Raw genomic sequence first — 22942 nt, forward strand, 5'->3', positions numbered from 1 at the left:
TTCCCCTTTGGATTCCTCTGACACCAATTGTTTCGTCGTGCCCCCGAAGGGGCGCAACGGCCCGCCCCCCGAAGGTTCCGCGGACCAAACGAGCACTCACTTTGACGGTCTGACCACCATCGCCGCTCCGCCCCCGCGCCTCGTGGGCTCAGCCGCGGCGGTCATAAGCCCGTCGGGACCGAACTCGATTGCGGTCGCCGCGCCGATCTCCGCTGCCGAAGTGAACGCGTCACCGGATGGGGTGAACTCGTGGCCGTATGATGTCAGGTCTGTACCGTACGCGGCGATGAAGTCAGGCTCGGCGGTGACCTTGGCGGTGTTCCGTTGCGCGGCCCGCGGCGCCGCGATCGCATCGGCGATGCTCATGCCCAGATCCACCCGGTTCAGGATTGTCTGCGCCACGGTGGTGATGATCGTGGATCCGCCGGGAGAGCCAAGCGCCAGGAACGGCTTGCCGTCCTTAAGGATGATGGTCGGCGACATCGAGGAGCGCGGGCGCTTTCCCGGTTCGATCCGGTTCGGGTCGGTGGGGTTGTACACGGTCGAGAAGTCGGTCAGTTCATTGTTCAGGAGGAACCCGCGGCCGGGCACCACGATCCCGGACCCGCCGGTCTGCTCGATCGTGAGCGTGTACTCGACGACGTTCCCCCACTTGTCCGCGACCGTCAGGTTCGTCGTCGAGATGTTCTCGGTGTCTTTCCCGTCGGCGGGCGCCGCGGCGGGCGCCGGGCACGCGCCGTCGAACCCGGACACGTCACCGGGCGGGACCGGCTTCGCAGCCGCCTTCAGCGGGTCGATCTGGCATGCGCGTTCCTTGCCGAACAGCGGGTCGGTGAGCGTGGTGGCGGGCACGTCGACGAACGCCGGGTCGCCCAGGTATTTGCCGCGGTCCGCGAAGGCGAGCGCGCTCGCCTCGAGGTAGTGGTGCAGGGCACCGGGTACGGTCATCTCGGACAGGTTGGACGGGTCGAGGATGGTCAGGGACTCGCCGACCGTGGTGCCTCCGCTGCTCGAGGGCGCCATGCCGTACACGTCCAGGCCACGGTAGTCCACGCGGGTGGGCTCCTGGTCGAGGGCACGGTATGCGGCGAGATCCTCGACTGTCATGCGACCGGCCGGTACCGGCAGCGTCGTGGTGTCGCTTTTCGGCGGGGACTGGACCGCGGTGACCATCTCCGCCGCGAGCGGGGCCGCTGTAGAAACCGTGCATGCCCTCTTTCGCGAGGAGACGGTACGTTTCGGCGAGATCATGGTTCTGGAAGACACTGCCGACGGCGGGTGCCTCGCCGCCCGGGAGGAAGAGACTGCTCGTGGAGGTGAAGGCCTCGAAGCGGATCTTGTTGTCGAGGGTCTGCTGGCGGAATGTTTCGTCAACCGCGAACCCGCGGGTGGCGACCTCAACGGCCGGGTTGAGGGCTTCGCTGAGGCTCAGAGTGCCCCAGCGGTCCAGTGCGCGCTTCCAGGTCGCCGGCGTGCCGGGGACACCGACGGAAATGCCACTCGTGACCAGCTCGGGGGTGAAGGGGTACGGTTTTCCGGTTGCCGGGTCGAGGAACGCGTCGTTCGGCATCGCGGCCGGGGCGGTCTCCCGCCCGTCGATCGTGCCGACCTGGCCGGTCTTTGCATCGTAGAAAACGAAGTAGCCGCCTCCGCCGAGCCCAGCACTGTAGGGCTCGGTCACGCCCAGGGTTGCCGCTGCGGAGACGGCGGCGTCCACCGCGTTGCCGCCGTCGCGGAGGACCCCGATCGCCGCAGCGGATGCCTCGGGGTCCACGGTGCTCACCGCGCCGTCGTACCCGGTGGCGGTCGCGGTCTTTTCAGGCCCGGGCACATCGGCGGGCCTGGGGCTGGTGACGGCGCAACCCGTAACAACCAAAGTCAGAGCCGCCATGGCGGCAGCCAGCCGCCGCCTCACAAATGGCATGATGCCTCCCGGTTACGGTGATGCGGGTTGTGGTGGGGCCAGACTACTCCGCGGCGGTGGGACCCTCAATACCGCCCTGCACGCTCGGCCCGGGGACCTGTCCCCCGTTAGCTCCCCGAGGGCTTTTCCGCAGATATTCGGTCGGCGTCGGGCTGAAATGAAAGACCGTAGTGCCTCTCCCGCGGGTCGCTGTTTGCCGCTTCTGCCGCGGACGGGATGTCCTGGAGCAGCCGGGCTGCAACACTGATGGCGATCACCGCGGGTGCCTTGCCGGTAATCCCGGGCAGCCCGATGGGGCACCTGATCCGGTCAATGACCGTCCCGGTGTGCCCTTCGTCCCGGAGGCCCTCACGGAAGCGGGACCACTTGGCCCGCGAGCCGATCAGGCCGACTGGGCCCAGATCACTCCGGCGCAGCGCGGCGTCGCAAAGCAGGAAGTCCTCGGCGTGGTCGTGGGTCATGATCAGCACGTGGGATCCGGCCGGCAGATCGCCCAGCACCGTATCCGGGACGGGACTGTGATGGGCGTTGACCCCGGCAGTGCCGTCCGTGACGTCGGCAAGCCCGGCCGGAGACACCCGATCGGCCCTGCTGTCCACCAGGTGCAGGTTTAGCGGCAGCCGGGAAAGGATCCGGGCGAGTTCGTGGCCGACGTGGCCCATCCCGAAGATGGCGACCGTGGGCCGGGCGGGAAAAGGCTCAAGCAGGACACGGATGACCCCGCCGCAACACTGCCGCCCGTGCTCTGCGGGTGCGTGGTCGTTCAGCCGGAATTCCTGGCTCTCGGGATCCGCCGTGCCGGCAGCGATGATGGCACGCGACCGGTCGATCACCGTTGCCTCCAAATTGCCGCCGCCAATACTGCCCCAGGAGGCGCCGGCAGCCACCACCATTTTTGCCCCGGCCTCCCGGGGCGCGTGCCCGCGTACGTCCACGACCGTTGCCAGGACGCACGGCATGTTGGTCGAGCGAAGCCGGTGCAGCGCCTGCAGCCAGTCCATATCAGTCCGTGGTCACGGGGGAGGTTTCCGAACCGGCAGGAGCCGCTGCGCCGGCCCGGGCCTGCTCAACCGCCCAGAAGATCCCCTCCGGCGTGGACGGGCTGGGGATCTCCACGGAAGCCCCGCGGGCGCCGAAGGCTGCAACCGCCGCGCGCAAAGCCTCCCGGACGCTGAAGGCAAGCATCAGGGGCGGTTCGCCCACGGCCTTGGACCCGTAGACAACGCCGCTCTCGGTGGCCTGCTCAAAGAGATGGACGTTGAACACCTCCGGCATCTCCGAGAAGCTGGGCAGCTTGTAGGTGCTGGCTGACTGGGTGGCCAGGCGCCCCCGGTGCTCTCCGTCCGACACATCCCAGCGCAGCTCCTCGAGGGTCAGCCAGCCAACCCCCTGGACGAAACCGCCTTCGATCTGCCCGACGTCGATGAGCGGGGACAGGCTGTCCCCGACGTCGTGGACGATGTCCGTGCGCAGCTGCCGGTACGCGCCGGTGAACCCGTCCACCTCCACTTCGGATACCGCGGCGCCGAAGGAGAAGTACTTGAACGGCTCCCCCTGCATCCGGGCGCTGTCCCAATGCAATCCCTCTGTGCGGTAGTAGCCGGCGGCCCAGAGAGGCACCCGCTGGAAGTAGGCATCGTGGACCAGCTCCGCGAACGGGATTACCTGGTCGGTGAAGCCGATGCCGGTGATCCGGCCGTCGTAGAACCGGACGTCGTCGGGATGAATGTTCAGCCGGCGGCCGGCCACCTCGGCGAGGCGGCCGCGGATCTGCTCGCACGCGTTCTTCACCGCACCGCCGTTGAGGTCGCTGCCCGAGCTGGCAGCGGTCGCGGAGGTGTTGGGCACCTTGTCCGTGCGCGTGTGCGCGAGGCGGACGGTGGCCAACGGCACGCCCAGCGACGTCGCGGCGACCTGGCGCATCTTGGTGTGCAGCCCCTGGCCCATCTCCGTGCCGCCGTGGTTGATCAGGACGGAGCCGTCCTTGTAGACGTGGACCAGCGCGCCCGCCTGGTTGAACGCCGTGAGATTAAAGGAGATGCCGAACTTGACCGGAGTGATGGCCAGTGCGCGCTTGGTATGGGGGTGCGCGGCGTTGAACGCCGTGATCTGCTCCTGCCGGCGGACGACGTCGGCCCGGTCCAGCAGTTGCCCCCAGATGGTGGTCAGCCGCTCGGCATGGCGCACCGGCTGGCCGTAGGGCGTGCTTTGGCCCGGAGCATAGAGGTTGCGGCGGCGCAGCTCGCCGGGATCAAGGCCGAGCAACGGAGCGCACCGGCCGAGCAAATCCTCCATCACGAGCATCCCTTGCGGTCCGCCGAAGCCGCGGAAGGCCGTCTGCGAGGTCTTGTTGGTCTTCGCGACCCGCCCGTTGACCTCCACGTTCGGGATCCAGTAGGCATTGTCGATGTGGCACATGGCGCGGGCCAGCACCGGTTCGGAGAGGTCCAGGCACCAGCCGCCGTCGCTGGTCAGGGTGGCTTTGAGCGCCTGGAGCCGGCCGTCCGCGTCGAATCCCACGTCCCAGCGGGCATGGAACGGGTGTCTTTTCCCGGACAGGGTGATGTCCTGCGTGCGGTTCAGCCGCAGACGCACCGGCCGTCCGGTCAGGACCGACCCCAGGGCGGCAATGGCGGCGAACCCGTGCGGTTGCATCTCTTTGCCGCCGAACCCGCCTCCCATCCGCATGCACTGCACGGTCACATCATGGCTGTGCAGGCCCAGGACGTGGGCCACGATCTCCTGCGTTTCCGAAGGATGCTGGGTGCTGCAGTGCACAAATACCTGCCCGCCTTCGTCCACATAGACGAACGACGCATGGGTCTCCAGATAGAAGTGTTCCTGCCCGCCGCATTCGAACTCGCCCGAGAACCGGTGCGCGGCGTCGGCCAGCGCGGCGTCGGCCTCTCCCCTGCTGACCGTTGGCTGATGGCCCTGGAAGCTTCCGGCGTGCATGGCCTCGGTGAGCGTGAGCAGCGAGGGGAGCGGTTCGTAGTCGACCTCCACCGCCGCGGCCCCCAAACGGGCGGCTTCGAGCGTCTCCCCCAGCACCCAACACACGGCGTGGCCGTAGAACATGACCTCGGTGGGAAACAGTGGTTCGTCGTGTTTGGTGCCGGCGTCGTTGAGGCCGGGCACGTCCGCCGCGGTCAGCACCCGGACCACACCGGGGACCTGCAGCGCCGGTCCGGTCCGCAGGGCGGCCACGAGGGCGTGGGCATGGGGGGCCTGGACCGGCCAGGCGTGCAGCACGTCCTGGTGCCGGACGATGAGGTCATCGGTGTACAGGGCAGTGCCGGTGGCATGCAGGTTGGCACTCTCGTGCGGGACGGTCATCCCGACCACGGGATTGACCGGACGATCTGACAGGGATGTCACCGGGGAACCTCCACGGCGGAGTCGGACTGCGTTTGCGCGTAAAACTTGAGCAGGAGCTGTTCAAGCATTGCCGAGCGATACCGGGCACTGGCCCGAAGATCATCAATCGGGGTTCCCTCGGTGGCCATGATGGCAGCGGCAGCCGCGGCCACTTCATGGGTCCAGGGCTGACCGGTGAGGGCATCTTCGGTTGCCCGGGCCCGGATCGGAGTGGCCGCCACTCCCCCCAGGCCGATTCGAACAGCGGAGACTGTGCCGCCGTCGAGTTGAATCGCTACGCCGACTGCCACGCTGGAGATGTCATCAAAGCGGCGTTTGGAGATTTTGTGGAAGGCCGTCTGCTCCGCCAGCGGCAGCGGAATCCGCACCGACCGGAGGACCTCGCCGGGCTTCCGCACGCTCTGCCGGTATCCGGTGAAGAACTCGTCGAGTGGGACCTCGCGCTCGCCGTCCGCGGAGGCGAGGATCACTGCGGCGTTCAGGGCCAGCAGCGCCGGCGCCGCGTCGCCAATGGGCGATCCGGTGGCCAGGTTGCCGCCGAAGCTGGCGGCGTTCCTGATCAGCCGCGAGGCGAACTGGGGGAAGAACTGATCCAGCAGCGGTACCCGTCCGGCGAGCCGGTCCTCCACCTCGGTCAGGGTTAAGGCGGCGCCAATCTCGACGGCGTCAGCACCGAGAGTGAGCGCCCGCAAGTGATCGAGTTGGTCAACGGCCAGGACCAGCCGGGGGCGGGCGTGTTTGAGGTTCACGTCCACCCCCAGGTCGGTGGCGCCGGTGACGAGCACAGCCTCCGGGTCCCGGGCCAGCCGGTCGAAGAGTTCCTCCATGGTTTGCGGGCGGACGAACTCCGCACCGTCCACACTCGCCCGGGTGTGCCGGGCCGGAGGTGCGGGCGCGTCCTGGCGCTGCAGCAGGGGGTCGGTGTCCGCCGGGGCCTCAAGGGCATAGGCGGCGTCCCGGATGGGCCGGTAACCGGTACACCGGCACAGGTTGCCGCTCAAAGCGTGCAGGTCGAAGCCGTTGGGGCCGCAGGCGTGGCCGGCGTCAAGCCCTGCGCCGCCGTCGGCGGTACGGTTCTCGGCGGTGCCGGGCTGCCCGGTGTCACCGGGCACTGCGCTCCGCCCGGGGCGGTAGTACTCGGCGGCCATGGCACAGACGAATCCGGGGGTGCAGTATCCGCATTGGGAGCCGCCCCGGTCAACCATCTCGCGCTGGACCGGATGAAGGTCCTGTTCCGTGCAGGGCCCCGGTGCGGTGCCGAGGCATTCGGCGGTAATGATTTCCTGGCCGTCGAACGCCACCGCCGACGGCAGGCAGGCATTCACCGACGTCCAACGGCTGCGGTCCGGACCGTCCGGTCTGGCGACCAACACGGCACAGGCACCGCACTCGCCCTCAGCGCAGCCTTCCTTCGCCCCGGTGAGGCCCTCCGCCCGCAACCAGTCAAGCAACCGGACGTGCGGGCTCACCCCATCACAGCCCCGTTTTCTGCCGTTAACCGTTACCGCAATGCTGTCCACGCCTGGCCCCCTACGTTCGGTGATGCGAGTGTTCGGATCCGCGCCGGTCAGTATTCAATTTTGCTGGCGAGGGCGTTCCACGTAGTGAAGGGCTCAAGAACGGCCGGCGCCTGCGGATCGCTGAGTTCGAGCCGGGACACGGGCATCAGCGCGTCGCGGTCGGCGTTCTCGAAGTATTCGTAGAACACGGCATCATCGAACCCCACGGAGGCGGCATCATGCCGGTCCGCGGCGAATACCACGCGCCCCACTCTGGCCCAGAGGGCAGAAGCCATGCACATCGGACACGGTTCACAGCTGGTGTAGAGGGTGGCTCCGGGCAGAGCGAATGTTCCCAACGCGCTGCACGCCCGCCGGATTGCCGTGACCTCGGCGTGGGCAGTGGGATCGTTGGTGGCGGTCACCCGGTTGACGCCCTCGAATACCTGCCCGTCCGCGGTCACGATGACGGCTCCGAACGGGCCGCCGCCGTCCAGGACGTTGACCGTGGCGAGCCTGACGGCTTTGGCCAGGAAATCCTGGGCCGGTTCGGTGCTACTCACGAGATACCCTTCCGTTGGGCTGCATCCTTGAGCTTCTCACAGCGGACGCCGGACGGCCTAGCATTTGGAAGCGGCCCGGCCGTGGCATAAATCCAGAAAATCCAACCGGCGCGGCACGGCTTACCAGGTGGAGTCGCCACGGCTTACGGCGTCGTAGCCCGCGTCGACAAACACGACCTGTCCGCACAGGTGGCTGTTTTCCCCGCTGGTCAGCCAGGCCAGCAGCCGTGCCGCCACAACGGGTTCCAGGGGGCGTTTCAACGGCATGGGAACCTGCCGGTTCAGTTGCTCACGTCCTTCAGGAGTTTTGACCAGTTCCGCCGTCATGGGGGTCAGGACGACGGCGGGTGCAATCGCGTTCAGCGGGATCCCGTGCCCGGCCCACTCCGCCGTCGGCGCCGTCCGCCGGATCCACTGTGCCAGGGCCCGCTTGCTGGTCGAGTAAATGTCATAGCCCCTGCCCTCCATCGTGGACAGCGTCACAGCACGCTCAAGCGCCTCTGCCTCGCTACCGTGGGCAAAGATGCTGGGCGTTGTTCACGGCCAGATCAAGCCGGTCGAAGCGTCCCAGGGTGAAGGCCACCAGGGCATCCACCTCATCAGGGTCCGACACGTCCGCATGATGGTAGGCCGCCTGGCCTCCCGTGCGAAGGTCGAGACAGCAGCAGACCGGATGGAAATGCTGGTGCCTGCGGTCGCGGCTGGCGGAATCAGCGAACGCTACCCGGTGGGCAGCCGGCGGTGGAGCGAGTACGCGCTGACCGCCGTCGACGGTTCCGGCTCTGAAAGCGGACGGGGGGAAACCCGGCCCCGTCGCTGCTGCCCGCCTCGAGGCCGCGGAGATCCGGCCGCGCGAGGTCGACGGCGGGTGGCTCCCCCGGCCGCTGCGCGGCCACTGAGCCAAGATTCCTCCCGTGCGGGCTGAAACAGAACCAGCCGCCTGGAGTTTAACGGCGAGCGCCAGGTTCGGACTTGCGCTCGGGGGCCTTCGGACTCTACCGCTGGGCGGGGGCCGGCTGAAGAATCGAAATATCAATGGCTTGAGGTGGAAGGGCACCGCTCATGATGTGGAGTTACGGCCCGAATATGGGCTGGATGTGGCTGTGGGGCGTTCTCCTGCTGGTCGGGATAGGTCTTTTGGTCCTGGTCGCGGTGCGCTTGTTCGCCGGAGGCGGGAGTCACGGCGGGATGTCGGCGCCGCCGGGTCCCTACCCCGGCAGGAGCCGGGCGTTGCAGATCCTCGATGAACGCTTTGCCCGTGGTGATCTGACCGCGGAGCAATATCGTGAGCAGCTGAAGGTTCTCGGCGGGGACCAATAGTGGGCCACGTGAGCCGCCGGAACACATTGCTGCTGGTAGGCCTCGGTGCAGTGGCCATCGCCGCCGGTAGTGCCGGGCTGTGGTGGACGGCAGGTTCCCCCTTCTCCCCGGAAGCCGGCCTGGATTTCTCTGAGCCCGAGGAGCTGCGCAGTAGCAATGGCCGGCTGCAGGTCCGGCTTGAAGCTTTGCCCGGAGAGGTACAGCTCGGTGGCCGGCCGGCATCGGCGCTGGGCTACAACGGAGGAGTCCCCGGCCCGACCCTCAGGGTCCGGGCGGGGGACGTGCTCGATGTCGAGCTGGTCAACAGCATGGATGTGCCGACCAACCTCCATGTCCATGGGCTTCACGTCTCACCCCAAGGCAACGGAGACAACGTGTTCGTGGTGATCCAGCCGGGCCAGTCCTTCAGCTACGAATACCGGCTCCCGGCGGACCACCCGCCCGGCACGTACTGGTACCACCCCCACCATCACGGGACTGTAGCGGACCAGATCTTCGCAGGCCTGTACGGCGCCATCATCGTCGAGGACGCCGAGCCCCCGGTGATTGACCGGGAACGCATCCTGGTCATTTCGGACATCACCCTGGATGGGTCCGGAAACGTCGCCGCCGCCTCGCCCATGGACCGGATGCTTGGACGGGAAGGTCAGCTGGTCCTTCTCAACGGTCAGAGCAACCCGAAACTCTCTGCCCGGCCGGGCGAGCGTGAACGGTGGCGCATCGTGAACGCTTGTGTGTCCCGCTACCTGCCGTTGCGCCTGGATGGGCAGCAGATGCAGCTCCTCGGTATGGATTCCGGTTCCCTCCTGACGCCCGCGAACGTCGACGAGCTACTGCTGGCGCCGGGCAACCGGGCAGATGTCCTGATCACAGCTCTCGCGGGCGATGCCATTCTCAGGGCCTCAACCTACAACCGTGGCGGCATGGCCGGCATGATGGGACCGGCCGCGCCAGGCCCATCCGGGGGCCAATTCCAAGGGGACGTCGTTCTGGCGACCCTCTCGGTGTCCGGCGCCCCGTCCACGTCCGCTCAGCCGGTGCCATCCCGGCAGCAGACACTGCCAGATCTGAGGACCGCCGTCGTGGCCGCGCACAGGCAACTAACTCTCGGCGCCGGCGGCCTGGGTATAGGTATGGGAATGATGAGTTTCACCATCAACGGCCGCGAATTCAACGGCAACCGGACGGACACCACCGTGGCCGCCGGGACAGTGGAGGAATGGACCCTGATCAACCCCAGCCTGATGGACCACCCTTTCCATCTGCATGTCTGGCCGATGCAGGTGATCGAGCAATCAGGCGATGCCCCGGACACACCCGTCTGGCGGGACGTCGTAAACGTGCCCGCCAACGGGCGGGCGAAGGTCCGGATAAGTTTCCAGGACTTCGCCGGGCGCTCCGTGTACCACTGCCACATCCTGGACCACGAGGACCAGGGAATGATGGGGGTAATCGACGTCCGCTAGTGTCGCGGATCGTGCCCCTGATCCCGGCCCATCTGGCCCTCCGCCGGAGGGGTCTCTCCCGGCGGCACTCCCTCACCAGGCTCAAGAGCGGTGATATTCCCGCTCGGCGGATCCGGGTTGGCCGAGGCACCCGTAGACGACGGGTGGGGCGGTGTTGCTCGCACCCGTCCCGGCCCACGCCGCTGTGGTGTGCTGGATGTCTGATGGCGTGCCGCCCTGCTACGACGGCACAGTTCCCGGAACGCCACCTCCCGCCTCCAGCGCGTTGATTCCCTGATCAGGGGCGGGCACGCTGCGTGAACGCCTCAGCGCCTGCACCCGTGAGTTCACTCGGCATCACCGGCCGTCCTGACACGGCAAGAAGAAGGGCCTTTGCGGTCCCGCGGACGTCATGGCCCGTACCGTGTTCGAAGGCCGCCTCGGAGGCAACCAGCCGCCACCCCTGGGCACGTTCCTTGCCGCCGCCCATTTTGGCCGGAGTCTTCAACTGGTAACGCAGTGCGGTAATTACGTGGGCCGTGGGGTAGTCCCGCTCGATTCCGACCGCGCGCCGGATATCCTCACCGTGGACAAAGGCCTCCACCAGCCGCGTGGCCAGCGGAGCCGGCGGACTGCTCGTGCGGTCTACGACGGCGCGGAACCCGGCCAGCGTGCGGCCAGGATCCTCGGTACGTTCACGGGCAACCCCGAGGGCGTTGTCCCGATCGAAGTCGAAGCCGGCCATCATCATGCGGCGTAGGAACCCGAGACGGGTCGTCTTCGCGGTATCCACCAGATGCGCCACGACGTCGTGGACGTCCCAGCCGGGACAAAGCGACGGCGCCTCCCATTGCTGCGGTGGCAGCGACTCCAAGTCCTGAATCAGCGCCAGGCGCTCGCTGTGCACTACGGGCCAGATGACAGAGCTGAGTCGCGCAGACATGGACCCACTCAAACAGGCGCGGGTGCTTTTCGACAAGCACCCGATTGAGGAAACGGCGCCGAGACGTTCCAGGCGCACAACGATGGCTGCGACCTCGGAGCGATTAAGAGCCTGAGGTGGCAGCGCCATGAATCGTCCACTACTTCGCGTCAGCGCAGCCATCGGGGTCGTTATCTTGCTTGCCGGGTGTTCAACTCCCAACGGGCTGGCAGCGTTCCAGCGCGCTACCACCACCGAGGACCACTTGCTGCCCGGAATCGAACTTCCGGATAAGCCCGGGCTGGAAAAGGTTCGGCTCCTCGCGGACGTCGACGGTGTTCGGTACTACGCAGCTCAGGCGGAGAGTAGGGCGCTGACTTGCTTAGTGAAGGTTCCCAACGCCGAAGTCGGGACTTTAGCCGCGGGATCTGCAAACTCATTGGGGACAGGCCAGATCATCACTATTTCGGGAATGGACGGTACGGCAGCAACGTTGGTCGCTGACGGTTTTGAGACGGGGGAACTCGAAGCTCAGGGGTGGCGCAAGATCCACCAAAACGTCCTTTTTGGGCTCCGATAGAACGAAACGCACTTTGTCCGCCAGTCCGGCTACACTGATTGGATCGAACATATATTCGAATAAAGGTGTGTCGTGGGCGTTATTGTCGGTCCCCGGGTTATAGACGCGGGCTTGTCGTTGTTGTCGGTGCTGATCTCCCCGGTCCCGGTCGCGGCCGGGTATCCGTCACCGGCCCAGGACTACTTCGATGGGCGGATAGATCTGAACGAGCACCTGATCAAGGACATCACGTCCACCTATGTGGTCAGGGTTTCCGGGGATTCCATGGAAGGTGCCGGCATCAGCGACGGCGACGAACTGATCGTGAACCGGGCGCTGGAACCTCGTGACGGCAGTGTTGTCGTGGCGGTCCTGGATGGGGAGCTGACTATCAAGCGGCTCAGGATCACGGAAACCGGCGTTGTGCTGCAGGCGGAGAATCCGGGGTACCCGGACATCCGGGTCCCGTCCGTGTCGGATCTTGTCATCTGGGGCGTCGCGACCCGCTGCCTGCACCACGTCTGAGGAACCCCATGTCTAAGCCCCCCGTGATGCGGCGGATGTCGCAGATCGCGCTCGTGGATGTGAACTGCTTCTACGCCTCGGCCGAACGGGCCTTCAACCCTTCGCTGGAAGGCCGGCCCGTCGTCGTGCTGTCCAATAACGACGGCTGCGCCGTCACCCGGTCCCCCGAGGCCAAAGCCCTCGGCATCCCCATGGGTGAGCCCTGGTTCAAACTTGCCCCGCGGGCCAGGGAGTGGGGGCTGGTCGCGCTGTCGAGCAACTACGAGCTCTACGGGGACCTTAGCGCCCGGGTAATGGAGCTGCTGGGCCGGTACTCGGCGTGGCTGGAGGTCTACAGCATCGACGAGGCCTTCCTCGGCGTCAAAGGCACCCCGGAAGAACTCCTGGCACTGGGACGGACCATGAAGAAGACCGTTCGCCGAAACATTGGGGTCCCTGTCTGTGTGGGGATTGCCGGGACGAAGACCCTGGCGAAACTGGCCAACAAATGGGCCAAGAACAACCCGTCCTTCGACGGCGTCTGCCACTGGGACTCGGTCCCGGCCGCCCACAGGGAATCCCTGATGCGCCGCCTGTCCGTGGTTGAGATCTGGAGTGTCGCGACCCGTTTGACCAAACGGCTCACCGCCCTGGGCATCCACTCCATCCTGGACCTGGCCCGCGCTGATCCGGTCATGATCCGGGACCGCTTCTCTGTTGTCATGATGCGCACCGTCCTGGAACTGCAGGGCACCCCCTGCATCCCCATGGAAGAGGAACGCATCGGCCGGGAGCAGCTCATCTTCTCCCGCTCCTTCGCCACCCCCATCACCACCGCCGCCGGAATCCGGCAGGTTATGAGCGTTTACGGCCAGCAGGCCCTCAGCCCGGCTGGCCAAACACGGGCTTCAGGCCAAAGTCCTCACCGCCTTCGCCGGCACCTCACACTTCAACCCGAAAGACACCTCGTACCCCTCGGTGTGCGTGCCACTGCCGATGCCCACTGCGGACCCGGTCCTGCTCACCCGGGCCGCACACGCCCTCCTGCCCCTCATCCACGCGGGCGTCCGGTACGCCAGGGCGGGGATCATGGTCACCGACCTGCGGCCCACCGGCAACCAGTCACCCCTCGCCCCATTCGAGAACCCGCACGAGGAACTCCGCATCGGCACCCTCATGGACGACGTGACCCGCCGCTACGGGCGCGGCTCCATCGGCCTCGGCCATGCCGGAATCCGCGGCGGACCGGACTGGACCATGAAACGGGACATGCTCTCTCCCCGCTACACCACGCACTGGGACGAACTCCCCCTCGTCAAGGCCGCTTAGCCAGACACCGCCCGCACGTTTACCCCACGGAAGAACGCACCTCATGACCACCATCACCGAAGCCCTCACCGGGACCCGCGACCTGCAGGTCCGGACCGACCAGACAGGCAAACCCCTCGCTATCCGGCACGACGGACAGATCTGGCTCGTCGATCCCGGCACGGACTCCCAGCACTGGTTCAGCCGGGGCTCCTGGTGCGACACCAAGCCAACCGCAGCCATCGGCGACGGCGACCTCGTGAGCTTCGAACATTGGAGGATTAAGGTCCGCCTCGGGACCTCTGACTCTGCGCTGCGGACCATCACGCTGCGCCGCGACCCGGTCCGCGCCCGGTGGCTCCTGGACACCATCAGCGACGGCGGCTAGGCAGCAGTGGCACCGAACCCCCAGACAATCAGCAACCAGATGTGGAACACGATCCGGACAGAATTTACGCTGCCTGCCCTGCAGCAGGTGCACCGCCGGCTCTCGGAACTGATGGAAGACCCCGAGCCTGTGATGCGTCATCTGGTCCGGGTCTTCATCGACGACGGAACCTTCTGCCCCGGATTCCAGTTCCTCCCCGGCGGACACCTCCACCCGACGGTCACTGCGCTCTTCGAGCAGGCGATGAAACAAAAGATCCCGCACAATTACTTCACGGTCTGGATGATCACCCCATCCAGGGAGCTCGCCGGAGCCCGCCCCGTAGACCACCTCAAAGGCGGCCCCCGCTCCCCTGCGGCGCGCGCTGGAGGTCTTCCGCTGGCGCTAAAAATGGCTTTTGACTGCACTCGTGAGGTGCGCCGCGTTGACCCAGGGGACTTCGGGACGGTTAAAGCCACCGCCCGCAGCAACGAATGTCTTGGCGCCAAAGGCAGGACGTGCGAAGAAACCGCGGAAGTCTTCGGGGACAGATCGCAGAGGGCCATGGTCTCCTCGCGATCCGCACGAACCGCTGGCAGAGCACTAGCCTCCTGCGATGTCCCGCAGGGTTTGCAGGTGTCCAGTCCAGGCGAGGCGTCCGTCCGCGGTCAAACCCGCCGACGTTCGCGGCATTTTCCCGGCGAAAGCCTTCTTGATCTTCACGTAGCCGGCCTTTTCCAGGACGGACAGTTGTTTACTGAGGACGGAATCGCTGACCTGAATAGCGTCGCGGAGGTCTTTGAAGTCCAAGGATTCTGCGCGCGCCAGCGCCGCCATGATGGAAAAGCGGACCGGTGAGTGGATGAGCTCGTTGAGCTTGTGACGGGGGTGGTCCGTGGGAGCGCTCATGCGCGCAGTTCGCGGAAGGCCGCTGCCAGGCCGACGCCGCCCAGGACGATCGCGGCGGGTATGTAGAACCACAGGTTGCCGTCGCGGAAGAAACTCACGCCCACACCCAGCGCAACCCCGTATAGGGCGAAGTAGGCGGCCAGGGAGGTCAGGTAACGCTTCGTGTACCCGGCCTTGGTCGATCGCTGGAACATCGGCCAGATGCTTGCCGTCGCGGCGGCCCAAACACCCGCGGACGTCGCCAGCAGCGGCGCGCCGTACCCGGTGTGGGAGACGATCTGCATGCCGATCATCAGCATGGAACCCAGGATTGCCAGGCTGGTGAAGATCATGGCCACGGGCCAGGCTGCGGCGTTGGTCGATGCGGCCCCGATCGAATCGGCTCTGGCCAGAAGCGCTTGCGCCTGGGCTGGCGATGGACTGCCCGATGTCTCGTCCATGATGGGGCCTCTCTCTGATGGCGATTGATTACCTGAGCATAGGAAACTATTTTCCAGTTGGTCAAGTACTTTCCATTGAGCGACAGATCGGGCTACCGGCGGATCTATCAGGATCTGCCGGGCATGGGTAGCTCCACGACCGGCCCTGGGCTGCAATGACGACGTCGTGATGCTGCTCGCTAGCTTCATCGATCATCTGGAGGCCGGGCCGGTGACCTGTCGCCAGGGATCCGCCCGGAGTAACATGCCGAATGGAGCGTCCCGTCCGTCCATACAGTCCATATGCACGGCAGCAACAGATCACCGCAGCGTCGATCGGCGAGCGCCAGGAGGGTCCATGTCTTCGCCCAGCGTCCCAATTCCCCAGCCTCCCACGCGGCCGGTGGTCGGCAACCTCCCCGATATCGACTCCAGCCAGGGAATCCTGGGGCTATCCGAAGTGGTCGAGCAGTATGGCCCCATTGTCCGGATCCAGTTTTTCAACCGCAGCATTGTCGTCATCTGCTCCCAACAGCTCGTCAATGAAGTCTGCGACGAATCCCGTTTCGGCAAGGTGGTGGGCGTTGCCCTTCGGCAGGTGCGGGACTTCGCCGGCGACGGCCTGTTCACCGCAGACACCCAGGATCCCAACTGGCAAAAGGCCCACCGGATCCTGATGCCGGCGTTCGGGCCGGCCGCGCTGGTGCGGATGTTCACCGGCATGGACGACATCGCCGAGCAGCTGCTGCTTAAATGGGAACGGCTCGGCCCCGCGGCCAGGATCGACGTCGCGGACAGCGCCACCCGCCTGACGCTGGACACCATCGCCCTGTGCTCGTTCAGCTACCGGTTCAACAGTCTCTACCGGGAAGAGGCACACCCCTTCGTCGGCGCCATGGCCCGCGCCCTGTTCGAATCCCAGGAGCGGGCGCGCAGGCTGCCGGTTGCCAACAAGATCATGCTGCGCAAGCGGCACCAGCTCGACGAAGATATGGCCTTGATGTTCGAGGTCGCGGAGCAGATCATCAGCGACCGGCGTCGCCATCCGAGTCCGGCGGGCAGCGAAGACATCCTCGACACCATGCTCAACGCGGCGGACCCGGTCACCGGTGAGCGGCTAGCCGAGGAAAACATCCGACACCAGATGGTCACCTTCCTGATCGCCGGGCATGAGACAACGAGCGGCCTGCTCTCCTTCGTGATGTATGAACTGCTGCGCCACCCGGGCGTACTGGCGAAGGCCCGCGCGCAGGTTGACGAGGTCCTGGGCACCGCAGACGCCCGGTTCGAGCACCTGCCCCGGCTGGGATATCTGGATCAGATCCTCAAGGAAACGCTGCGGCTGTGGCCTACCGCCCCCGCGTTCAACGTCGCTGCGCACCAGGACACCATGATCGGCGGCCGCTATGCGGTCCCCGCCGGCCAGCCCATCCTGGTGATGATCCCGCAACTGCACCGGGATCCGGCAGCGTGGGGCGAGGACGCCGGGATCTTCGATCCAGACCGGTTCTCCCCGGACCGGGCCGCGGCAATCCCCGCGAACGCATGGAAGCCCTTCGGCAACGGGCAGCGCTCCTGCATCGGACGGGGATTCGCGCTGCAGGAGGCCATGCTGTTCCTGGCCAAGCTCCTGCAGCGCTTCGACATCACGCCCGCCGACCCCGGCTATCAACTGCACATCAAGCACACCCTGACGATGAAGCCCGAAGGGCTGTTCATCCACGTGCACCGCCGTGACGGCCGGATCGGCGCGGCGCCGGACCGGGCCGCCGTCGAACAGGTCCTGCCGGCGGACGCGCCCGCCGCGGCCGCGGCTAACGGTATCCCGCTTCGGGTGCTCTACGGTTCCAATGCGGGCACGTCCAAAGACTTCGCCCAACGCATCGCGAACGACGCCGGACAGCGCGGCTACAGCCCCGCGATCAGTCCGCTCGACGAGGCAACCGGCGGACTCCCGCGGGAGGGACTCGTGGCGATCGTGGTTTCCTCCTACGAGGGACAGCCTCCAGATAACGCCCGCAAGTTCGTGGCCTGGACCGAGGGACTGCAGCCGGGCAACCTCGCACGGGTCCAGTACACGGTCTTCGGCAACGGCAACAAGGACTGGGCCCGGACCTACCAGGAGGTGCCCAAAGCCATCGACGCCAGGCTGGAGGCCGCTGGCGCCGCGCGGATCTATCCCCGCGGTGCGGCCAATGCGCGCGGCGACTTCTTCGGGGATTTTGACGAATGGTACGCCGGGTTCTGGCCCGCTGTGGACGCCGTCTTCGAACAGACCACCAGTACGCCGGCCGCGCAGCCCCAGCTTGATATCCAATTCGTGGGAAACGTCCGGGACCCACTGCTGCGCCAGAACGGGCTGGCGCTTGGTACGGTCGTCGCGAACCGGGAGCTGGTCGATATGACCCGGCCCGGTACCCGGTCCAAGCGTCATGTCGAGATCGCCTTGCCCGATGGCATGGGCTACCGGACCGGCGATTATCTGGCCGTGCTCCCGCTCAGTCCCAACGACCTCGTCCAGCGTGCGCTGACCCGCTTTAACCTCGACTACGACTCACACGTGGTGCTGACCATGGAGCAGGGATCCACGTTCCTGCCCACCGGCACGCCCGTGACCGTGGGCGAACTGCTGAGCAGCTACGTCGAACTTGCGGTCCCCGCCACCCGGACCCAGCTCGAGCACCTGGCCGGCGTCGCCCCGGATCCGGCCCAGCGCAGCGACCTTGAGTCCCTGGCGCAGGACCGCAGGCGCCACGCGGCCGAGATTCTCGAAAAGCGCGTCTCGCTGCTCGACCTGCTGGAAATGTATCCGTCCTGCCAATTGCCGTTCACTTCGTTCCTAACCCTGCTGACGCAACTGACTCCGCGGCGCTACTCGATCTCCTCCTCCCCGCTGTGGAGCCCCGACCACGCGACCCTGACCTTCTCCGTGATCCGGGATCCTGCGTGGTCCGGCCGCGGCATCTTCGAGGGGGCCTCGTCGACCTATCTCGCCCAGGCAAGGCCCGGGTCCAAGATCGCGGTCACGGTGCGCCCCTCGAATACGGCGTTCCACCCGCCCGAGTCCCTGGCGGTGCCGCTCATCATGGTCTGTGCCGGGACCGGGGTGGCGCCGTTCCGCGGATTCGTCCAGGAACGGGCTCTCCGGGCGCAGACAGAGGATACGACGCCGGCGCGTTCCCTGCTGTTCTTCGGCTGCAGGGCAGCGGAGACCGATTTCCTGTACCAGGAGGAATTTGCCGCATGGGCCAAGGAGGCCAATCTCGACCTCCGGCCGGCCTTCTCCACTTCCCCCGATGGAGGCCCCAAGTACGTCCAGGACCGGCTCTGGGAAGACCGGGCTGACGTCGTCGAATTGGTCAAACAGGGCGCCACGGTTTACGTCTGCGGCGACGGCAAGTACATGGCCCCGCAGGTCCGGGACACCTGCGCACTGATCTACCAGGAAGCGACCGGCGCGTCCGAGGCCGACGCCGCGGAATGGATGGATGGCGTGGAACGCACCCACGGCAGGTACGTGGCCGATATTTTCACCTGACGGCCTCCGGACGCAGCGCCCCGCGGGCGAAGTCCTCAGGCGTGGCGGTACGATCAACACGATTACTCAACACGATTACGTGGAGCCCCAACGTGTCCAACAGTAAGGAAAACTTCACCCATGGCGCGGACATGCCGCTGCCCGGTGCCCGGCTCCATGCCCGTGGTCTTCTTCAGGCACTGGGTGCGGAGATCCCGCTGGTCGCAGCGCCCATGGCCGGCGGGCCGAGTACTCCTCAGCTCGTGGTGGCTGCCGCCCGCGCCGGCGGACTAGGTTTCCTGGCTGGCGGTTACAAAACGGCAGGGCAGCTCGCCGAACAAATTTCTGAGGTGCGGCGGCTCACTTCGCGGTTCGGAGTGAATCTTTTTGTGCCCAACGCAGTGCCGGTCGAACGCGCGGCCTTCATCGCCTATTGCGGGTTGCTCGGAGAGCTGGCAGCGAAGTACGGCATCGATCTGGGCAACGCCGAACCCGCTGAGGATGACGATAACTGGGACACCAAGATCGCGGTGTTGGTTGGCGATCCGGTGCCGGTTGTGAGTTTCACGTTCGGGCTCCCGACGCGGGATGTTGTGCACCGTCTGCAGGAGGCTGGATCGCTGGTGATGCAGACGGTGACCAACGCCGCCGAGGCCCGTCAGGCAGTCTCCGTCGGGGTAGATGGCCTCATCGTCCAGGGTTCCCTGGCCGGAGGCCACTCGGGCACGTTCACGCCGGACGCTCCGATCAGGGACACGCCCTTGGTTCAGTTACTGGCCGACGTGCGTGCGCAGACGGAGCTGCCGATCTGGGCTGCGGGCGGACTGAGCACGCCACGCGCAGTCCGCGAGGCACTGGCAGCCGGAGCGGAGGGCCGCCGTCGTCGGCACGGTCCTCCTGCGGTCAGAGGAAAGTGGCGCGTCGGCGACTTACAAGGCAGCACTGGCCGACCCTGCCAGGACCGGGACGGTGATGACGACTGCCTTCTCCGGGCGGCCGGCTCGTGCGCTGCGCAACGAGTTTGTGGAGCGCTTCCATGCTGTGGCGCCCTTGGGCTACCCGGCACTGCACCATCTGACCAGCCCAATCCGGAAGGCAGCCGCGGCAGCCGGAGACCAGGAAAACATCAATATCTGGGCTGGAGCCGGCTATCGGGACGCATCGAACGAATCTGCTTCCGTCATTCTGCGGCGCCTGGGCGGGCGATAAGTTAAACCACGCCCCGTCTCCGTGAACTCCTTGGACCGCTGTCCCGGACCTCTCCTGTTCCGCCCCCACCGACCGGAGCCGCAACGACTTCGTCGTCGTCCAGTATCAGCCCAATGAGCCTCCGGACCCCCGGGGACAGGACTGGAGGCCGCTGTTGCAAGCACCACACCGTGTTCTGATGGCAGATACCTGGCCGGACATCCGGGACAACCTCGGCGGTCCTCCGTGGTTCCTGCACCACCCCAGCGTGTGGAACGGACAACGACATAATGCGATCCCCGCAGGCAGCGTCGTAGATGTGAGACCCTCATGGCCTCGATCTGAGGCGAACTGATTGAGCGCCTACCAGCCAATTTGTCCATTCGATAGAGATATGCCTAGATTGGTGGCAGCGACGACGGATCGAAACAAAGTTTCTTGGGGGAATCATGAACAAAGCGCAAAGACGCGCCCACATCGAGCCGCCCTGTCCACGGTGCGGCTCGAGGGTTGTTCCCATTTGGAAAGACGAGCGTTCCCACGCCGACTCGAAGCCTGAGTGGCGGGTCAGCGAACGGCAGTGCAGCTCCGCAGGATGCGGTCTGCACGAGCCTTGCAACTGGTAGTCCAACCACGACGCCGGATCGCGCCCATGCGTCGGCGGCCACCGCTTGTGGCACCTCGCACCGACGGCCCTTCGTGCCATTGATTCGTGTGTGTATCGGGATGTATCGTTGACTATCGCTAACTGTCGTTCGCGACTCACAAAGGAGACCAGAATGCGTAATTCATTCCCGGCGGGCGGATTCGGCGGCAACAACATCGACGGCATGTGGCAGGCCGTTGAGGAGTTGCGTTCACGGTTCGAGAAGGGCTCGGGAACCCGCGCCGGTCGCGGCGAGGTGCGCTCGGCGGTGCTGGCCCTGCTCGCTGAGCGGCCCATGCACGGCTACCAGATCATCCGTGAAATCGAGGAGCGCAGCCGTGGCAGCTGGAAGCCAAGTGCCGGCTCCGTCTATCCCACTTTGCAACTGTTGGCCGATGAGGGGTTCATCAGCGCCGAGGAATCCAATGGCCGCAAGATCTACTCACTGACCGAAGCGGGCCGGGAGGACGTCGCGGGTGCCGATACGTCGGCGCCGTGGGAGTCAACGGGTCCGGCCTCCGGCACCGGGTTCGCGGCGCTGCCCAAGGCTGGCATCGAGCTCGCGCAGGCCGCGTCCCAGGTGGGTCGGACCGGCTCGCCGAAGCAGGTGCAGGAGGCCGTGAAGGTGCTTGACGACGCACGTCGTCGGCTGTACTCCATCCTCGCCCAGGACTGACGCGGGTGACGTCCGATCGTCGGGACCGGGCAGATCCGGTACCCGGCGCCGGGGACACCCGTGCCCGTTACCGGCGGATCCTGCGCTTTGCCGCGTGGCACCTCGCGGTGACCTGGTGGTTTGAGCTCGTCCTCCCCCGCGTCGGGCTGGTCAGGATCGCCGAACGCACCCGGACCAAGAGGATGCTGCGCTTCGCGCAACGCTTCCGTGTGCTCGCGGTGGACCTTGGCGGCCTGATGATTAAGGTGGGTCAGTTCCTGTCATCCAGGCTCGATGTGCTTCCGCCGGAAATCACCGCCGAATTGGAAGGTCTGCAGGACGAGGTGCCCCCCGTCCCGTTCAGCGCAATCCGCACTCTTGCCGAGGCGGAGCTGGGTGCGCCGCTGGATCAGGTGTTCGCCTCGGTTGAGGAGGCGCCAATCGCCGCCGCCTCCTTCGGGCAGGCGCACCGGGCACAGCTTCTTCACACCGATGCCGCCGACACCGGGCTCGACAGCGTTGTCGTGAAGGTGCAACGGCCGGGCATCGAGGCAATCGTCGACGTCGATCTGGCCGCACTGCGCAAAGTGGGCGGCTGGCTCAGCCACATCCGCCTCGTGTCCAATCGTGCGGACATGCCCGCACTGGTCGAGGAGTTTGCGCAGATCAGTCTCGAGGAAATCGACTACCGGCAGGAGGCGGCCAATTCAGTACGCTTTGCTGCCGACTTTGCCGACGACGGCAGGGTGGCTGTGCCCGACGTCGTCTGGGAGCGGAGCACGCGCCGTGTGCTCACCCTCGAAGATGTCACGGCCATCAAGATCACCGATTCGGCTGCGCTTCGGGCGGCGGGCATCGATCCGGCGCAGGTTGCCCCGGTTTTCGCGTCGGTCATGTTCGACCAGCTGTTCACGAACGGCTTTTTCCACGCCGATCCGCACCCCGGCAATATCTTTGTCACTCCGACTGCCGATTTAACGGCGGAGCACCCCTGGAAGCTGACGTTCATCGACTTCGGCATGATGGGCGAGGTTCCGACCAGCACCCGCAGCGGCCTGCGGAAGCTGCTGATCGCGGCGGCCTCGCGTGACGGGAAGGGGTTGGTGGCCGCGATCAGCGATGTGGGTGTGCTGGTGCCCTCGGCCGACACGGCCGAGCTTGAGCGGGCGCTGACGCACGCGTTCGCCCGGTTTGGCGGGATGGGCTTCGCCGAGCTTCGCGAAGTGGATCCGCGGGAGTTCCTAGATTTCGCGGTGGAGTTCGGCGACCTGGTCCGCTCGCTGCCGTTCCAGTTGCCGGAGAACTTCCTGCTCATCATCCGCGCGATGTCACTGACGTCGGGGGTGTGCAGCTCGCTGGACGCACGGTTCAATCTGTGGGACTCGGTCGAACCCTATGCGGCGCAGCTGCTGCGCGACGAGCGAGGCAACATCGTCCAGGACGTGGCCCAACAGGCGCTCGACGCCGCCGGGCTCGCCCTGCGTCTGCCCAAACGCCTCGATGGGCTTCTTACCCGGATCGAGGACGGATCACTGTCGGTTGCCAACCCGCGCCTCGAACGGCAGATGGCACGGCTTGACCGCACGGCGCAGCGAGCGGCATCGGCACTGATCTTCGGTGCCCTGCTCATCGCAGGAGCCGTGGTCCGGGCAAACGACACGGTGCTCGGCAGCGTGCTGATGATCGTGTCTGTGGTTCCGCTGCTGCACGGGCTCTGGGTGGGGCGCCGCGGCCTCTAGGTTCTTTGGGGTATGCAGGAACTAAGCTGCACCGGGCATAGTTAAGCACTCGGGCTTGTGTTTGAAGGTGCGAGCAACCG

Annotated in this window: 18 protein-coding genes and 3 pseudogenes; 11 read left to right on the forward strand and 10 right to left on the reverse strand. The window is 66.3% G+C overall.

Annotated elements, in window-relative coordinates:
- Positions 1-96: 96 nt before the first annotated feature.
- The 6 genes and pseudogenes from ggt to KY499_RS03585 form a co-directional block, all read right to left on the reverse strand.
- Positions 97-1924: pseudogene (ggt, locus tag KY499_RS03560) on the reverse strand (gamma-glutamyltransferase).
- Positions 1925-2031: 107 nt separating this feature from the next.
- Complete coding sequence (gene xdhC / locus KY499_RS03565; protein ID WP_219886221.1) at positions 2032-2925, reverse strand: xanthine dehydrogenase accessory protein XdhC; 894 nt, start codon at positions 2923-2925, stop codon at positions 2032-2034.
- Between the two features lies 1 nt (position 2926).
- The gene (gene xdhB / locus KY499_RS03570) at positions 2927-5302 is read right to left on the reverse strand and encodes a xanthine dehydrogenase molybdopterin binding subunit (RefSeq protein ID WP_219886222.1); all 2376 of its coding nucleotides are present in this window, start codon (positions 5300-5302) and stop codon (positions 2927-2929) included.
- A complete protein-coding gene (locus KY499_RS03575) occupies positions 5299-6822 on the reverse strand; it encodes a xanthine dehydrogenase small subunit (protein WP_219886223.1) in 1524 nt (507 codons plus the stop codon). Before KY499_RS03575 ends, xdhB begins: the two co-directional genes overlap by 4 nt.
- A gap of 47 nt (positions 6823-6869) precedes the next feature.
- Positions 6870-7364, reverse strand: coding sequence for a nucleoside deaminase (locus KY499_RS03580; protein ID WP_123255149.1), 495 nt, complete (start codon positions 7362-7364; stop codon positions 6870-6872).
- A gap of 120 nt (positions 7365-7484) precedes the next feature.
- Complete coding sequence (locus tag KY499_RS03585; protein WP_258190952.1) at positions 7485-7847, reverse strand: SDR family oxidoreductase; 363 nt, start codon at positions 7845-7847, stop codon at positions 7485-7487.
- A gap of 579 nt (positions 7848-8426) precedes the next feature.
- Here KY499_RS03585 and KY499_RS03590 point away from each other — a divergent pair.
- Both KY499_RS03590 and KY499_RS03595 read left to right on the forward strand, forming a co-directional pair.
- Positions 8427-8684 carry an SHOCT domain-containing protein gene (locus tag KY499_RS03590; RefSeq protein ID WP_219886224.1) on the forward strand — a complete coding sequence of 86 codons (258 nt, stop codon included), beginning with the start codon at positions 8427-8429 and terminating at the stop codon, positions 8682-8684.
- A complete protein-coding gene (locus KY499_RS03595; RefSeq protein ID WP_219886225.1) occupies positions 8684-10150 on the forward strand; it encodes a multicopper oxidase family protein in 1467 nt (488 codons plus the stop codon). The genes KY499_RS03590 and KY499_RS03595 overlap by 1 nt, the downstream gene beginning before the upstream one ends.
- On the opposite strand, the gene KY499_RS03600 is transcribed toward KY499_RS03595, so the two are convergent.
- Both KY499_RS03600 and KY499_RS03605 read right to left on the reverse strand, forming a co-directional pair.
- Positions 10147-10314, reverse strand: coding sequence for a DUF6480 family protein (locus tag KY499_RS03600; RefSeq protein WP_258190953.1), 168 nt, complete (start codon positions 10312-10314; stop codon positions 10147-10149). The genes KY499_RS03595 and KY499_RS03600 overlap by 4 nt on opposite strands.
- Before the next feature lie 113 nt (positions 10315-10427).
- Positions 10428-11072 (reverse strand): maleylpyruvate isomerase family mycothiol-dependent enzyme, encoded by a 645-nt coding sequence (locus KY499_RS03605; RefSeq protein ID WP_219886226.1) that lies wholly within the window; start codon positions 11070-11072, stop codon positions 10428-10430.
- 127 nt (positions 11073-11199) lie between these two features.
- Here KY499_RS03605 and KY499_RS03610 point away from each other — a divergent pair, with 127 nt between their 5' ends.
- The 4 genes and pseudogenes from KY499_RS03610 (at position 11200) to KY499_RS03625 (ending at position 13810) form a co-directional block, all read left to right on the forward strand.
- Positions 11200-11631 carry a hypothetical protein gene (locus KY499_RS03610; RefSeq protein WP_219886227.1) on the forward strand — a complete coding sequence of 144 codons (432 nt, stop codon included), beginning with the start codon at positions 11200-11202 and terminating at the stop codon, positions 11629-11631.
- A gap of 72 nt (positions 11632-11703) precedes the next feature.
- Positions 11704-12135, forward strand: a complete 432-nt coding sequence (locus KY499_RS03615; protein ID WP_123255155.1) for a LexA family transcriptional regulator — start codon at positions 11704-11706, stop codon at positions 12133-12135.
- Positions 12136-12143: 8 nt separating this feature from the next.
- Positions 12144-13443 (forward strand): annotated as a pseudogene (locus KY499_RS03620) (Y-family DNA polymerase).
- A 43-nt stretch (positions 13444-13486) separates the two neighbouring features.
- The gene (locus tag KY499_RS03625; protein ID WP_219886228.1) at positions 13487-13810 is read left to right on the forward strand and encodes a hypothetical protein; all 324 of its coding nucleotides are present in this window, start codon (positions 13487-13489) and stop codon (positions 13808-13810) included.
- A 582-nt stretch (positions 13811-14392) separates the two neighbouring features.
- On the opposite strand, the gene KY499_RS03630 is transcribed toward KY499_RS03625, so the two are convergent.
- Entirely contained in the window at positions 14393-14698 is a 306-nt protein-coding gene (locus KY499_RS03630; protein ID WP_219886229.1) for a transcriptional regulator, read from the reverse strand.
- Positions 14695-15138, reverse strand: a complete 444-nt coding sequence (locus KY499_RS03635) for a hypothetical protein (protein WP_123255160.1) — start codon at positions 15136-15138, stop codon at positions 14695-14697. The genes KY499_RS03630 and KY499_RS03635 overlap by 4 nt, the downstream gene beginning before the upstream one ends.
- Before the next feature lie 337 nt (positions 15139-15475).
- Here KY499_RS03635 and KY499_RS03640 point away from each other — a divergent pair, with 337 nt between their 5' ends.
- The 5 genes and pseudogenes from KY499_RS03640 to KY499_RS03655 all read left to right on the forward strand — a co-directional run bounded on the left by KY499_RS03640 (position 15476) and on the right by KY499_RS03655 (position 22862).
- Entirely contained in the window at positions 15476-18655 is a 3180-nt protein-coding gene (locus KY499_RS03640; protein WP_219886230.1) for a bifunctional cytochrome P450/NADPH--P450 reductase, read from the forward strand.
- Between the two features lie 212 nt (positions 18656-18867).
- Positions 18868-19446, forward strand: a pseudogene (locus tag KY499_RS18510) (nitronate monooxygenase); the annotation flags it as partial.
- Between the two features lie 85 nt (positions 19447-19531).
- Positions 19532-19843 carry a nitronate monooxygenase gene (locus KY499_RS18515; RefSeq protein WP_308813098.1) on the forward strand — a complete coding sequence of 104 codons (312 nt, stop codon included), beginning with the start codon at positions 19532-19534 and terminating at the stop codon, positions 19841-19843.
- Positions 19844-20601: 758 nt separating this feature from the next.
- Complete coding sequence (locus KY499_RS03650; RefSeq protein ID WP_123255163.1) at positions 20602-21144, forward strand: PadR family transcriptional regulator; 543 nt, start codon at positions 20602-20604, stop codon at positions 21142-21144.
- Between the two features lie 5 nt (positions 21145-21149).
- Positions 21150-22862: an AarF/ABC1/UbiB kinase family protein gene (locus KY499_RS03655; protein WP_219886231.1), complete on the forward strand. Its 1713-nt coding sequence runs from the start codon at positions 21150-21152 to the stop codon at positions 22860-22862.
- Positions 22863-22942 lie beyond the last annotated feature (80 nt).

It is taken from the genome of Arthrobacter sp. PAMC25284 (assembly GCF_019443425.1).
Lineage (GTDB): Bacteria > Actinomycetota > Actinomycetes > Actinomycetales > Micrococcaceae > Arthrobacter > Arthrobacter oryzae_A.